Source organism: Aeromonas sp. 11P, from assembly GCF_051920165.1.
Classification (GTDB): domain Bacteria; phylum Pseudomonadota; class Gammaproteobacteria; order Enterobacterales; family Aeromonadaceae; genus Aeromonas; species Aeromonas veronii.
The window spans coordinates 2,223,391-2,237,687 of sequence record NZ_JBQBDJ010000004.1; the positions used below are offsets into that span (position 1 = coordinate 2,223,391).

15 protein-coding genes are annotated in these 14,297 nt (G+C 56.4%); 3 read left to right on the forward strand and 12 right to left on the reverse strand.

The window, feature by feature from the left end; all coding sequences use genetic code 11:
• Positions 1-28: 28 nt before the first annotated feature.
• From tolA to ruvA, 10 genes are all read right to left on the reverse strand, one after another.
• On the reverse strand, positions 29-1,162 hold the full coding sequence (tolA, locus tag ACTG1P_RS10155) for a cell envelope integrity protein TolA (RefSeq protein WP_013723471.1): 1,134 nt from the start codon (positions 1,160-1,162) through the stop codon (positions 29-31).
• Between the two features lie 5 nt (positions 1,163-1,167).
• Positions 1,168-1,614: a protein TolR gene (gene tolR, locus ACTG1P_RS10160; protein ID WP_005335733.1), complete on the reverse strand. Its 447-nt coding sequence runs from the start codon at positions 1,612-1,614 to the stop codon at positions 1,168-1,170.
• Entirely contained in the window at positions 1,614-2,303 is a 690-nt protein-coding gene (gene tolQ, locus ACTG1P_RS10165; protein ID WP_005335735.1) for a protein TolQ, read from the reverse strand. Before tolQ ends, tolR begins: the two co-directional genes overlap by 1 nt.
• A complete protein-coding gene (gene ybgC / locus ACTG1P_RS10170) occupies positions 2,293-2,700 on the reverse strand; it encodes a tol-pal system-associated acyl-CoA thioesterase (RefSeq protein ID WP_005335737.1) in 408 nt (135 codons plus the stop codon). Before ybgC ends, tolQ begins: the two co-directional genes overlap by 11 nt.
• A gap of 105 nt (positions 2,701-2,805) precedes the next feature.
• The gene (locus ACTG1P_RS10175) at positions 2,806-3,117 is read right to left on the reverse strand and encodes a cyd operon YbgE family protein (RefSeq protein WP_041202810.1); all 312 of its coding nucleotides are present in this window, start codon (positions 3,115-3,117) and stop codon (positions 2,806-2,808) included.
• On the reverse strand, positions 3,104-3,220 hold the full coding sequence (gene cydX / locus ACTG1P_RS10180) for a cytochrome bd-I oxidase subunit CydX (RefSeq protein WP_005304933.1): 117 nt from the start codon (positions 3,218-3,220) through the stop codon (positions 3,104-3,106). The genes ACTG1P_RS10175 and cydX overlap by 14 nt, the downstream gene beginning before the upstream one ends.
• A 14-nt stretch (positions 3,221-3,234) precedes the next feature.
• Entirely contained in the window at positions 3,235-4,371 is a 1,137-nt protein-coding gene (gene cydB / locus ACTG1P_RS10185; protein WP_005335741.1) for a cytochrome d ubiquinol oxidase subunit II, read from the reverse strand.
• 11 nt (positions 4,372-4,382) lie between these two features.
• On the reverse strand, positions 4,383-5,939 hold the full coding sequence (locus ACTG1P_RS10190; RefSeq protein WP_005335743.1) for a cytochrome ubiquinol oxidase subunit I: 1,557 nt from the start codon (positions 5,937-5,939) through the stop codon (positions 4,383-4,385).
• Between the two features lie 935 nt (positions 5,940-6,874).
• The gene (gene ruvB, locus ACTG1P_RS10195) at positions 6,875-7,885 is read right to left on the reverse strand and encodes a Holliday junction branch migration DNA helicase RuvB (RefSeq protein ID WP_005335744.1); all 1,011 of its coding nucleotides are present in this window, start codon (positions 7,883-7,885) and stop codon (positions 6,875-6,877) included.
• An 8-nt stretch (positions 7,886-7,893) separates the two neighbouring features.
• Entirely contained in the window at positions 7,894-8,508 is a 615-nt protein-coding gene (gene ruvA, locus ACTG1P_RS10200) for a Holliday junction branch migration protein RuvA (RefSeq protein ID WP_440001184.1), read from the reverse strand.
• A 261-nt stretch (positions 8,509-8,769) separates the two neighbouring features.
• Here ruvA and ACTG1P_RS10205 point away from each other — a divergent pair, with 261 nt between their 5' ends.
• A complete protein-coding gene (locus ACTG1P_RS10205) occupies positions 8,770-10,779 on the forward strand; it encodes a methyl-accepting chemotaxis protein (protein WP_440001185.1) in 2,010 nt (669 codons plus the stop codon).
• Positions 10,780-10,860: 81 nt separating this feature from the next.
• On the opposite strand, the gene lysE is transcribed toward ACTG1P_RS10205, so the two are convergent.
• On the reverse strand, positions 10,861-11,469 hold the full coding sequence (gene lysE / locus ACTG1P_RS10210) for an L-lysine exporter (protein WP_440002294.1): 609 nt from the start codon (positions 11,467-11,469) through the stop codon (positions 10,861-10,863).
• Positions 11,470-11,676: 207 nt separating this feature from the next.
• Entirely contained in the window at positions 11,677-12,459 is a 783-nt protein-coding gene (locus ACTG1P_RS10215) for a LuxR family transcriptional regulator (protein ID WP_005335753.1), read from the reverse strand.
• Positions 12,460-12,521: 62 nt separating this feature from the next.
• Here ACTG1P_RS10215 and ACTG1P_RS10220 point away from each other — a divergent pair, with 62 nt between their 5' ends.
• A complete protein-coding gene (locus ACTG1P_RS10220; RefSeq protein WP_042081537.1) occupies positions 12,522-13,172 on the forward strand; it encodes an acyl-homoserine-lactone synthase in 651 nt (216 codons plus the stop codon).
• Between the two features lie 208 nt (positions 13,173-13,380).
• The gene (locus tag ACTG1P_RS10225) at positions 13,381-14,280 is read left to right on the forward strand and encodes a LysR family transcriptional regulator ArgP (protein ID WP_346197823.1); all 900 of its coding nucleotides are present in this window, start codon (positions 13,381-13,383) and stop codon (positions 14,278-14,280) included.
• The last annotated feature ends 17 nt before the right edge of the window (positions 14,281-14,297 follow it).

A 14,297-nucleotide genomic window follows, 5' to 3' on the forward strand; every position in this document is an offset into this window, starting at 1 on the left:
GGAGGCAAGCAACCTCGTTTTATCACGCTTAGATACTCGGTTCTAACTTCAGGTTAAATTCCTTCAACATCTCGAATGCCGCAGGATCCTTGGGCACTGGCAGTTGATTGGCTTTCAGAACAGCCGCCTTACCGGAACGACAGACCGCCGGGTCACCCTGGCCGTTATCTACCGATATGACAAAGCCACTGCTCGCAAGACGTACGCCGATAGTACATGTTTTGCCCCGCATGGTGGGATCCAAAATCATATACCGCTCAACAGTGGCCTTGATGAGCGCCGCATATTTGTCGACTTCACCCTGGGCTGCTGCCGATGCCGCCTGACTGCGAGCATTGGCCTCAGCCGACAGCTGCTGCTGCATCATCTCTTCCATCTCTTTTTGCAGCTTGGCCTGCTCGGCCGCTTTACGCTTGCGCTCAGCCGCGATCTTGGCCTGCTTTTCGGCCTCTGCCTTGGCTTTCTTCTCTGCGTCAGCTTTTGCCTTTTTCTCAGCCTCTTCCTTGGCCTTCTTCTCGGCCTCGGCTTTGGCTTTTTTCTCTGCTTCTGCCTTGGCTTTCTTCTCGGCTTCGGCTTTGGCCTTCTTGTCAGCTTCCGCTTTCTTGGCCTTGGCTTCTGCCGCCTTTGCCTTCTCTTCGGCCTCTTTCTTCTCTTGTTCCTTTTTCTTCTTCAGCGCCAACGCCTTGCTTTCGGCTTCCGCCGCTTTACGCTCGGCTTCGGCCTTCTTGGCCTTCTGCTCTTCCAGCTTGCGGGCTTCCTCGGCTTTTTGGGCCTTCTCTTCCGCCTGCTTCTGCTCGGCAACCTTCTTCTGCTTTTCGGCCTCGGCCTTGCGAGTCGCCTCTTCGGCCTGCTTGCGCTTGGTCTCGGCGATGCGAAGCTGCTCCTGTTTCTGAGCCAGCTCGCGCTTGGCGAGATCCGTGTCTTCCTTATCCTTCTCTTTCTCTACCTTTTGAGGCTTGGGCTGAGATTTCTGCTGCTGGATCTGCTTGGCCTGTTCGTTGAGGAAGTTCTCATCGAGCATGACGGCATTGACGATCTGACCCTTCGATTCGGGTCGCTTCGGCTTGCTGAAATCGAGCCCGACAAACAGGATGATGCCGATGATCAGGTGCAGCAGAAACGACGCGATGAGATAACCGGAAATACCACGCTTCACATCCATCTCCGTTAGTTCACCGGATCTGTCATCAGGCCAACCTGAGGCACACCCGCATTCTTGAGGGCCACCATCAGCAGGATCACCTCTTCGTAGCGCACGGCCTTGTCACCCGCGACCACCACGGGGGCATTCTGGTTGATCGCCAGATAGCCCATGGCTTTTTCGGTGATGTATTGCTGCATCGCCTCTGGCGTGCCGCTTGGCACCGGCTCGTCATCGGCTTCGCCAGCCTTGATGACATACTCGCCTTCGGTATTGACGCTGACGATGAAGGGCGGCTTGGCATCTTCCGGCAACTGCTCGGACTCAGCCTGTGGCAGATCCACCTTGACCCCTTGCGTGATCACCGGCGTGACCGCCATAAAGATGATAAGCAGCACCAGCATGACGTCGATATAGGGAACCACGTTGATCTCGGCCACCTTCTTGCGCCGGATCCGCTGATAGGTTTGCATTACTGATCACCCTGCTGCTGTGCAATTTGACGGTTCAGAATGGTGGTGAACTCGTCCATGAAGTTGGCGTAGGCGTTCTCCAGCCGCTCGACCTTGTTGGAGAAGCGGTTGTAGAAGATAACCGCCGGGATAGCGGCAAACAGACCCATGGCGGTAGCGATCAGCGCTTCCGCGATACCCGGTGCCACCATCTGCAGGGTGGCCTGTTGCACCTGACCCAGGGCGATAAAGGCGTTCATGATCCCCCATACGGTACCAAACAGACCGATATAGGGGCTGATGGAACCGATGGTCGCCAGCACCGGCAGGTTGGATTCCAGATCGTCCACCGCGCGGGAGAGGGAGACGCGCATGGCGCGGTAGGTACCATCCATCACCGCATCCTGACCACGGGCACCGGCCTTGAGCAAGCGGGCATACTCCTTGAAGCCGGAGTAGAAGATATCTTCCATGCCTTCGATATCATCGCGGCGGGAAGAGGACTCCTGATAGAGGCGATTGAGATCGACCCCTGACCAGAAGCGATCTTCAAACTGTTCCGATGCGAGATTGGCCGCCTTGATCGCCTTTGAACGCTGGATAATCAGCGCCCACGAGACAATAGACATGCTCATCAGGGTCATCATGACCAGTTTTACCAACAGGCTGGCTTGCCAAAACAGGCCAATAAACGAAATTTCAGCGTGCACTTAACAGCACTCCCTTGATTTTTTCAGGTATAGCTACAGGTTTCATTTGCGGATGACTGACACAGGCTATCTGTACCATGGCCTGGGTGATCAGTCGTCCATCAGCCGCCAGGATCTGCTGCGAAAAGCGCAGGGATGCGCGTTTCACTTCAATCACTTGCGTTAATACATTCAATAGTTCATTAAAACGGGCCGCCGAGCGGAAATCGATCTCAGTTCGGCTCACCACGAAGGCATATCCCTCCTGCAGCCAGACGTCCTGTTCGACCCCTTTGGCACGAAGAAACTCGGTGCGAGCACGTTCCATAAACTTGAGATAATTGGCGTTGTAGACGATGCCCCCGGCGTCGGTGTCTTCGTAGTAGACACGCACCGGAAACTCAAAGACTTCCCCCATAACAATCTGTGATCCATTCGACAGTCAGATGGGGGGCTATCATAGCGCAGGGCTGAATAGGAAAGAAGCAGGGGGAGACAGGGAAATCCTGCCTCCCCCCGTTTTTTATGAAAGGAAATATGAATGTGTCAGCCAGAGGCCATACAACAAACTGGGCCAGGCGAGCCAGGGGTTGAACAGCACACGTCCGGGCAGGCTTTTCAGATGAAAGCCAAGCCCGTTAAGTACGCCACAACAGACGGCCCACATCAGCCAGGGAGCAAGCCAGAGACCATGCTCGCTGGTGTTGGCCGCGATCAGATTGGGGGCCTGTAAAATAGCGACGGCCAACAAGGCCGCCGCGAGTAACATCAACCCCTGCCACGGCTGCCGCTCCAGTGGAGCGGCGAGCCTGGCGAGTCGATCACTTGTTTTCATCGATCTGACGATCCATGTTCTCGGTGTGTTCCAGCCACAGCGCATTGATGATGCCAAATGCACAAGCCAGCAACAGCCCTAGGATCCAGGTGAAATACCACATTGTCAGCGCACCTCTTAATAGAGAGATTGTTGGTTATCTTCGATGTGCTTGTTGGTTACCCGGCCAAACATCTTGATGTAAGTCCAGATGGTGTAACCCAGCACAATCGGTACGAAGATCGCTGCAGCCACAGTCATCACCTGCAAGGTGTTGAAAGAGGCGGTAGCATCCCACATGGTCAGGCTCAGTGACGGCTCAAGGCTTGAGGGCATCACGAACGGGAACATGGAGAAACCGGCAGTGAGGATGACCCCGGCAATCGCCAGCGAGGAGCTGGTAAACGCCAGCCAGCCGATGTTCATGCGGGCAAACAGCGCAGTCAGCAGGCTCATGGCCAGACCCAGTACAGGGGCGGCCACCATCCACGGATAGAGGGTGTAGTTGTTCATCCAGGCACCAGCCTGCAGGACAACTTCCTTGTTCATCGGGTTGGATACCGCGTCAGTCGCAGCAGCCTTGACGATGACATACCCTTCCATACCGCTTACCCACCAACCCGCGGCAGCAAACAGCACCAGAGTCAGCAGTGAGCAGATCATGGCGGCAGTGCGGGAACGCGCCAGCACTTCACCGTCGGTCTTCATCATCAACCAGGTTGCGCCCTGGGTGAGCAGCATGAACAGACTCACCAGACCAGCCAGAATGCCGAACGGGTTAAGCAGGCCAAAGAAGTTGCCGTGATAGGTCAGCATCATGAACTGGTTAAACTCGAACGGAACGCCTTGCAGCAGGTTGCCAAAGGCCACACCAAAGACGATGGGCGGTACGGCGCTACCGGCGAACAAGGCCCAGTCCCAGTTGCTGCGCCATTTTGCATCAGCACGCAGGGAGCGGTACTTGAAACCGACCGGACGCAGGAACAGCGCCATCAAGGTCAGGATCATGGCGATGTAGAAGCCGGAGAAGGTCGCGGCATACACCATCGGCCAGGCGGCGAACAAGGCACCACCGGCAGTGACCAGCCAAACCTGGTTACCTTCCCAGTGCGGCCCCATGGTGTTGAGCATCACGCGGCGCTCGACATCTTTCTTGCCGACGAACGGGAGCAGTGCGCCTACCCCCATGTCGAAGCCGTCAGTGATGGCAAAACCGATCAGCAGTACGCCGACCAGAGCCCACCAGATGACACGCAGAGTTTCGTAATCAAACATGGTCGCTCTCCTTATGCCTTGATCTGTTCAAAGTGATACTTGCCAGTCTTCAGGCTGCTGGGGCCAAGACGGGCATACTTGAACATCAGGTACATCTCGATAACCAGAAGTACGGTATAGAACAGGCAGATACCGATCAGAGAGAACCAGATCTCGGCTGCAGGCAGGTTGGATGCAGAGAGGGAAGTCGGCAACACCTCTGCAATGGTCCACGGTTGGCGACCATATTCAGCAACAAACCAGCCAGCTTCAATGGCGATCCACGGCAGCGGGATACCCCACAGCAGCCCCTTGAGCAGCCACTTGCGCTTGCCGATCTGGTGACGGGCACTGTCATAGAAGGCCATACCAATCAGTACCAGCATCAGCATGCCAACGGCAACCATGATGCGGAAGGCGAAGAACAGCGGCAGAACCTGCGGGATGGAGTCATCCACGGCGGCCTTAATCTGCTCGTCGGTAGCATCGGTCACGTTGCTGGTGTAGCGCTTGAGCAGCAGACCGTAGCCCAGATCCTGTTTCACTTCGTCGAAGCGAGCGCGGGTCTCGTCAGACTTGTCACCGGATTGCAGCTTGGTCAGCAGATCGTAAGCGGTCATACCGTTGCGGACGCGCAGTTCGTGCTCGCTCTTCAGATCCTTCAGACCGGTTACCTGACCGTCCAGAGAACGGGTCGCAATAATGCCCAGCGCATAGGGGATCTTGATGGCGTAGTCGGTGCGCATCTCTTCCTGATTCGGAATACCGAACAGGGTAAAGGCGGCCGGAGCAGGTTCAGTTTCCCACTCGGCTTCGATAGCGGCCAGTTTCACCTTCTGCACTTCACCGGTCTCGTAACCGGATTCGTCACCGAGGATCAGCACGGACACGATGGAAGCCATACCGAACGCAGCGGCAATGGCGAAGGAGCGACGGGCGAACGCCACATCACGATTCTTCAGCAGGTAGTAGGAGGAGATACCCAGCACAAACATGGCGCCACAGGTATAACCAGCCGCCACAGTGTGGACGAACTTGACCTGAGCAACCGGGTTGAGCACCACGTCAGCGAAGCTCATCATCTCCATCCGCATGGATTCGAAGTTGAACTCGGCACCGACCGGGTTCTGCATCCAGCCGTTGGCGACCAGGATCCAGAGGGCGGAGAGGTTGGTACCCAGCGCCATCAACCAGGTGGCAGCCAGATGCTGATGCTTGCTCAGACGATCCCAACCAAAGAAGAACATACCGACGAAGGTGGACTCCAGGAAGAAGGCCATCAGCCCTTCGATAGCCAGCGGGGCCCCGAAGATATCGCCGACATAATGGGAGTAGTAAGCCCAGTTCGTCCCGAACTGGAACTCCATGGCCAGACCTGTGGTGACCCCCAAGGCAAAGTTGATACCAAACAACTTACCCCAGAATTTGGTCATGTCCCGGTAGATGGTGTTGTTGGTCATCACATAGACGGATTCCATGATCGCCAGGAGAAAGGCCATTCCCAGCGTCAGGGGTACAAACAAAAAGTGATAAAGGGCCGTCGCAGCGAACTGGAACCGCGATAGGTCTACCACATGCTCAGCAATCATGATGTTTCCTCACCGATTATTGGCACGGCTATTTTAAGTTTTAAGCACAAAGCTTCCGTTGGAGGTTATCGAATGAGCCTTATTGGGACGTGTCACAACAAAACGCGTTCAGTAACCACTGGCATTAACAACAAGGCAATACGAGAACACAAATAAAGCTAATGTTTAACAATTCCAAAACAATCAGCCTAAATTTATTCTCTCCCATGATGACCGGGTTTTTATATCACCTTTATTTGATTGAAATCAATGTAAAAGGACCCGCCATACATGGCTTTGAAAGGCATTTTTAATCTATTTCACGATTATTGACGCGAGCCAGATCACAAAACACGATAAAGCGTAAAACATTGATTTAAATCAATTTAAGAATTTAACATCCCGCCACTCGGTTTAATTTGAAAAGCGTGAATGACGCGCCTTTTTCCATGTTATCCGAGTCAGGCAATCTGATTCGAAAACTCAATTTAAAATTGCAAAGAATGCATACTCATGCGAACCAATTTCATCAATAAAGACATTAGATAAACTAATTTGAAGAGTGCAATTTTTCTTGTTTGCCGGGGTCGATTCGAACTCCTACAATGCGCCTCGCAGTGAGGGCATACCCTTGGATACAGGCCGGTCAATCCGGGTTCACGGTACGTATTCGACGATCAATTTGAACCTGTCTATTGGAATCGAAGATGAAAAAGTTTGTTGCTAAAACCATCCGTTACTACAAGCTTTCCTTTGTTCAGCTCTATCAACTGAACCGACTCTGAGAGCTCGCGACGGCTCACCTGTTTATTTTCCGGTCTGTGTCCAGACGCACTCACTGTCTGTGAACATCCATCCTGAATTGTCTTTGCCCACCGCATCCGCCGTGGGCTTTTTTTTTGCTCGGATAATAAAAAACCGCCTTTGACGGCGGTTTCATGTTCAAACGACTGTTTTTACTTCTCATCTGGTCGCTGAAGACCGAAATGAGCGTAGGCTCGTGTGGTCGCAATCCGTCCTCTGGGTGTACGTTGCAGATACCCTTGCTGGATCAGATAAGGCTCCAACACATCTTCGATAGTATCTTTCTCTTCCCCGATCGCGGCGGCCAGATTATCGAGACCCACCGGGCCCCCCATAAACTTGTCTATCACAGCCAACAATAACTTGCGGTCCATGAAGTCAAAACCTTCGTTATCGACATCCAGCATGTCCATGGCACGGGCAGCAATGGGGCCGTCGATCCGGCCATCGGATTTCACCTGGGCAAAGTCGCGCACCCGCCTTAACAAACGGTTAGCAATCCGCGGCGTGCCGCGAGAGCGACGGGCGACCTCAATGGCACCATCTTCCGTCATGTCGAGCCCCAGACAACGGGCACTGCGGGAGACGATATCGGTCAGGTCCTTGACGTTGTAGAACTCCAGCCGCTGGACGATACCGAAGCGATCCCGCAGCGGGCTGGTGAGTGAACCAGCCCGGGTGGTGGCGCCAATCAGGGTAAAGGGAGGCAGATCCAGTTTGATGGAGCGAGCCGCTGGCCCCTCCCCGATCATAATGTCGAGCTGGTAATCCTCCATCGCCGGATAGAGCACCTCCTCCACCACAGGGCTGAGGCGGTGGATCTCATCGATGAAAAGCACATCGTTCGGTTCGAGGTTGGTGAGCAGCGCGGCCAGATCCCCTGCTTTCTCCAGTACCGGGCCGGAGGTGGTCTTGATATTGACCCCCATCTCGTTGGCGACGATGTTGGCGAGGGTAGTCTTGCCCAGACCCGGCGGGCCGAAGATCAGCAGGTGATCGAGCGCTTCACCCCGCTGACGGGCCGCTTCGATAAAGATCTCCATCTGTTCGCAGACGGTATCCTGACCGGTGTAGTCAGCCAGCTTCTTGGGGCGGATAGCCCGGTCAATAATGTCATCCTCACGGGCGGCACTGGCCGAAATGAGGCGGTCTGCTTCAATCATCAACTACCTCATACCAGGCTACGCAGGGATTCACGGATGATATCTTCCACCGACATCCCCTCTTTGGCGATCTTGCTGACAATCTGACTCGCCTGCTGTGACTTGTAACCGAGGGCCACCAGCGCACTGGCCGCTTCCTCGGTCACATCAGGTGCCCGCAATTCTGGCTCACTGGCTGGCAAGGTGACCATGGCCGGGGAGAAGAGGTCGTGACTGACCCACCCCTTGAGGCGATCCTTCATCTCCACCACCAGACGCTCGGCGGTCTTCTTGCCGACTCCTGGCAGTTTGACCAAAGAGCTTATCTCTTCACGTTCGACACTCAGCACAAACTGGGTAGCTGTCATGCCGGAGAGAATAGCCAGCGCTAGCTTGGGGCCGACCCCGTTGGTCTTGATCAGCTCGCGGAACAGCGCCCGCTCCTGTTTGTGGTTGAAACCATAGAGCAGCTGGGCATCTTCCCGCACCACGAAGTGAGTATGGATGGTCGCTTCCTTGCCGATCTCCGGCAAATCATAGAAGCAGCTCATCGGCATCTGTACCTCATAGCCAACCCCGCCCACTTCCAGCAGGACCTCGGGGGGCTGCTTTTCAATGACAATGCCTCTCAAGCGACCAATCACGGCTCTCTCCTCACCAATACAACTATTCGTAAATTGGCTCATAGCATAAAGAATAACTGGATAAGTATCCAGCATAGGGCAGCAACACCCTTGTGGTCAGAGAGGCTTTTTATCCCATTTTCCACCATGCTTGATCGGGTGCAGCCAGTGCATGGGATGTTTCAGCGCCGCACCGGCCCCCGAGCGAGGGGATAAACCACTACACTAAACCCGTTCGGAACCGAAACTGGTGCCAATGTCGATACCAAGGAAGGCCATCACATGAAAATTGTTACCACCTCCAATCTGGGTCTTGCCATATTGCTCGGCTGTACGCTGGGCATGGGGGTCGTTGGCTGGTATGGCAGCCAGCGGCTAGCCAATCTGCTCTCCTACGTACTAGGCGCCGCCTGGCAGACCGCCGATGGCGCCATGGAGGGCTCCATAGAGCTGGGCAACCAACAGCTACAGATTCAGAAGATGCAAAACGGTACCCCGCTCAATCGCGCCGAACTCGATGCAGCCAAGGCGGCGACCGATGACGCGCTGGCCCGGGTCAACCAGGGGCAGCTCATTGATGGTGCAGCCCTTGCCACCATGGAACAGCACAAGCAGGACTATCAACAACAACAAGAGAAGCTGCTGGCGCTCTATCACGCCTATACCGAGGTGGATCAAGCCCTGCATCACAACGCCGATCTGATGGCTCGCCTCTCGACCCAGCTGGAGGTGATCGGCGACGGCGCGGTCGAGGCGCTGACCCAATCCCCCGACCAGACCATCAGCTGGAACAGCGGCCTCTCCACTCGCTGGGAAGCGGCCGATGGGGGGATGGAGTCCAACATCGGCTTTTTGCGCCAGCTCTATGCGCTGGAGAAGATGCGCAGACAAGGAGTCACAGAGGCGATCAAGGCCGAGTTGAAAGAGGCGACCGATTTCTACCACGAAGCGATCGACAGCATGCTCGGCACCGGGCTGTTCGATATCGAGGGAACCGGCGAATTTGCCGGCAAGACACTGTCTGCAGAGTATCGCGCCCTCTTGGCCCGGCATCAGCAACTGATGGGACAGTGGGTCGATGCACTCGGCAGCTATCAGGCCCAACAGGCCATCTATGAAGCCAGTGCCGATGAGCTGCGACAACAGCTGGTTGCCATCGAGGAGAGCGGCGATGCCACCGTCGAGGATCAGGTGGCGCAGCTCAACGGCATCATTAGCCAGACCCGCACCCTGCTGTTGGGTGGCCTGCTGCTGAGCTTGGTCATGGTCACCCTCTGCGGCTTCTGGCTGACCCGCAAACTGGTAACCCCACTGCTGCAAGTAGACAAACGAATGCAGGATATCGCCGCCGGCGAGGGAGATCTCAACGCCCGCATCAACCTGCAACGGGATGACGAGATAGGCTCGCTGGCCAACAGCGTGGATCGTTTCATCGAGAAATTGCAGAAGATGATCAGCTCCACCATGGACAACAACCAGCACATCAGCGAACACGTTCACACCTCGGTCAACCGGGTGGAGGCAATCAGCCAGAGCAGCCGCCAGACCGCCGAACATGCGCTGGCCCTGCACCACGACAGTGAACAGATGGTGCAAGTCGCCACCGGTATCTCGGACAACTGCAGCATGGCGGCTCACAATGCCAACGAGGTGCGCCAGCTGACCACCGAGAGTAGTCAGTATGTCGCCTCCGCCAGCGCGGGCATGCAACGGGTGGTACAAGAGGTGAGCGAGTGTGCCATCGCCATTAACTCCCTCAAGGAGCAGGCGGGTCAGATTGGCCAGATCATCTCCACCATCAGCGGTATCTCGGAGCAGACCAACCTGCTGGCCCTCAATGCGGCCATCGAAGCGGCCCGCGCTGGGGAGATGGGGCGTGGCTTTGCTGTGGTTGCGGACGAGGTGCGCACCCTGGCTAATCGCACCGCAACATCAAGCGCCGAGATCAGCCAGGTGATCAGCAGCATCCAGCAGCAGACCGAAACCGCCTATCTGATGATGCAACGCAACCTCAAGACGGTAGAGTCCGGCATGCAGGACTCCGAGAACACCAAGCAAATCCTGTTCAAGGTGGAAGGCGCCATCGACCAGCTGGCCGACATGGTGCAGCAGGTGGCCGTAGCCACAGGGCAACTGTCACACACCCTGAGCCACTCCTCTGACAAGGTCTCCGGCATCAGTCTGCAAGCCAGAACCGGCGAACAGGAGGCACAGGAGTGCCTGCAGCTCGCCTCCTCGCTCCATCAAGCCAGCCTGCTGCAACAGCGCCTGCTCTCCCAGTTCAGAGTCTGAGCCCCTCCAATAGTAAAGATGCCACTCATATGAGTGGCATCTTTTTGTTACCGGTCGCTCATTCCTGCCGCCTTAACTTCCTCAACGTCCTATGGCCAGCTGAACAGCCAGGCTCAACATGATGATGCCGACCAGCAGATCGATCCCCTGCTGCACCCGGCCGCGGGCCAACCAGGGCGCCAGCGCTGCCGCCCCCAGCGCCAGCGAGTAGAACCACACCAGCGAGGCCAGCATGGCCCCCGCAGCAAAGGCCGGACGCAGGGACTCGCTCACCTGACTGCCAAGGGAGCCGAGCAGCATCAATGTATCGAGATAGACGTGAGGATTGAGCAGCGTAACTCCCAGCGTCATCGCCAGCACGCTTTTGGCCCCCATCTGCTGAGCAGAATCGGCAAGCCCCTCCCCTTTACCGCGCCAGGCACTGAACAGGGAACGGCCACCAAACCAGCCGAGAAACAGCACGCCCCCCCAGGTGAGCAGTGCCATGCCGAGGGGGCTGGCGGCCAGCACATTGGCTCCGCCAAATACACCGATGGCAATCAGGGTGAGATCGCAGAAACTGCAGAGCGTGGCCGTCAGCAGATGGTGATTGCGATGGATGCCCCGACTCAGCACAAAGGCATTCTGGGCGCCGATGGGAATGATCATGGCCAGACCGATGGTGAAGCCTTGCAGTGTCGTTGCGAGCATCATGGAGAGTACCGTTCGAAATGATGAATGAGCGGCACTATAGCGATGGTAGCTCCTTCTTAGAAATTCATTGATTTACTGATTGATTCATTTTGCTAATAAAAACCGGTATACCCAGCCGCTGTTCCAGCCCTTGTCAATTACCGGATCTGACAATTGTGACCCTCAGAGTGCGGCAGGAGAATCTGTTGCGCCTACGGGCTCAGCCTACTGCAGCAATCTGGGGAAGTTGGTAACCACAACTTGCTCCAGATTGGGTAGCAACAGCCCCGTACTAACCCCTTTGGCAATGGCCTGATAGCGGTTCATGGAGCCGGTTTTACGGGTGACCTGATTGAGATGGTAATTGACCGTGCGCTCCGTGATCCCGAGGATGCAGGCGATCTCGCTAGAGGTCTTCCCTTCGCTGGCCCAGAACAGGCACTCGGTCTCGCGCTCGGTCAAGGGGTCTTTCCCCGCACTGTCCATCATGCTGAAACGCACCACCCGAATAGCCGCCTCGAAGATGTAATTGGACATCCAGGAGAGGATCGGCGAGGACTCCAGCAACAGGTCGCTCGAGGCACGCTCGGAGGTGATGAAGGAGAGAATACCGTTCTCCCCGGCTGCACCGTGCAGAGGGAAGGAGATGCCGTTACGCAACCCGAATTCGGCTGCCAACCCCATCACGTCCATGGTTCCCTCCTGCAGAAAACTGGCCCGCTCATCGAGGCGGTTCCAGTAAATGGGCAGCGTCTGCTTGCGTGCCAGCCGGATCACCGGATCGCACGCCAGCATGTTGTTTTCGGTATAGGCCTGCACCCAGGAATCGGGGCACTGGTTGAACAGCACCACCTTGGGCCTTTGCATAGACATCGGCAGGATCAGGGCGAAGCGATAGTAGTCATAGCCCATCCCGAGCGTAAAGCGACCGATCAGTTCGGCCAGACGATTGCCGTCCGTCACCGAAGTGAAATGTTCGAGGTACTCAAGCAGTTGGTCTCTGTTCATATGAAAGCCCCCTTGGCCAGACATGTGATTATAACGGCGAATAGCAAGATAGAGGGTCCATAATGTTGGTTTTTAAAGGAAAATTGAGAGAACATCCACGAAACGAGGTGGAGAATGAACTCTATCGCTTTCGAAATCGCGTCTTTTCCGACCGGTTAGGCTGGGATGTCGAGTCTCATCGGGGCCTGGAACGTGACAGCTTCGACACGCCAGACACCCATTGGGTGCTGATCGAGGACGAACAAGGGCTGTGTGGCTGTATTCGTCTGCTCAACTGTGCCGATGCCTATATGCTGCCCACCATCTTCCCCACCGCCCTTGCCGGTGAAAGCGCGCCACGCACCCCCGATGTCTGGGAACTCACCCGTCTGGCTATCGATGCCCAACGCGCACCGCGCATGAGCAATGGCGTCAGCGAACTCACTTGCGTCATCTTCCGCGAGGTCTATGCCTTCGCTCATGCCCACGGGATCCGGGAGCTGGTCGCCGTCGTCAGCCTGCCGGTGGAGCGCATCTTCCGCCGACTTGGCCTGCCCATCGAGCGGCTCGGTCATCGTCAGGCGGTCGATCTGGGGGCGGTAAGGGGCGTTGGCATCCGCTTCCATCTGGATGAGCGCTTCGCGCAGGCGGTCTCCCAACCTCTGCTGGGCCATTATCAAACCAGCCATTATCCACTGCAGCAACCATCACCGGTGCTGGCAGTTCACTCATAAAAAATCCCGGGAAAACAGACCCGGGATAAACGTATCGCTGTATCGCTATGACCCCGCAGGGCTACCCCATGCGGCACCAGAGAGTATCCTCCCTCAATGGCCTGACCACTACTGTCAAAAATCACAGCGCAACGCCCCTTCCGCCGCCCATTGTTGTCCCCTGCCGAGTGACGTAGAGTCAGCCCTTGGGCAACGGAAGAGAGAGAAGATGAAAGAGCTGGACTACAAACTGCTGCGGGCGCTGGATGCGGTACTGCAGGAGCAGAACTTCGATAGAGCGGCCAAGTCGCTCCATATCACCCAGTCGGCCATCTCCCAGCGGATCAAGCAGCTGGAGCAGCAGTTTGCCGAGCCGCTACTCATTCGCAGCCAGCCGCTACAGGCCACGCCACTCGGCCAGAAGCTGCTTGCCCACTATCGGCAGGTACATCAGCTCGAACTCGAACTGGCGGGGGAGCTGACCCCCGACCAACCGCAGGGGCCAATCCGGATCAGTATCGCAGTGAACGCCGACAGCCTGGCCACCTGGTTTTTGCCCGCCATTGCCCCCTTGTTGAAGCAGCACCCCATCGAACTAAACTTGCTGGTCGATGACGAGAGCCGCACCCTCGACAAGGTCCGCGAGGGTCAGGCCTTTGGTGCGGTCAGCCTGCATCCCCAGCCGCTGGCGGGTTGCTGCGTTGATGAGCTCGGTGAGATGAACTATCTGCTTACCGCCAGCCCCGCCTTCGTAGCCTGCCACTTCCCTCACGGTCTGACCCGGGAGGCGCTGGCCAAGGCACCAGCGGTGGCGTTCGATCAGCGCGATGACATGCATGTGAGCTTTATGAGAGAACACTTCGGGCTGGAGCCCGGCGGTTATCCCTGCCATACGGTCCACTCGTCAGAGGCCTTCGTCGCCATGGCCGAACAGGGGTTGGCCTACTGCCTCATTCCCGAATTGCAGATAAGAGGCCAGCTGGCTGACGGGTCACTACTCAACCTCAGTCCCGACCACGTCCTGACGGAACGCCTCTACTGGCACCGCTGGGTACTGGAAAAAGGGGTTCACAAGCAGCTCTCCCAACGCCTTATCGACCATGCCAGATCGCAGTTGAAACCACGCTGAGCAGGCCATTCACCTTG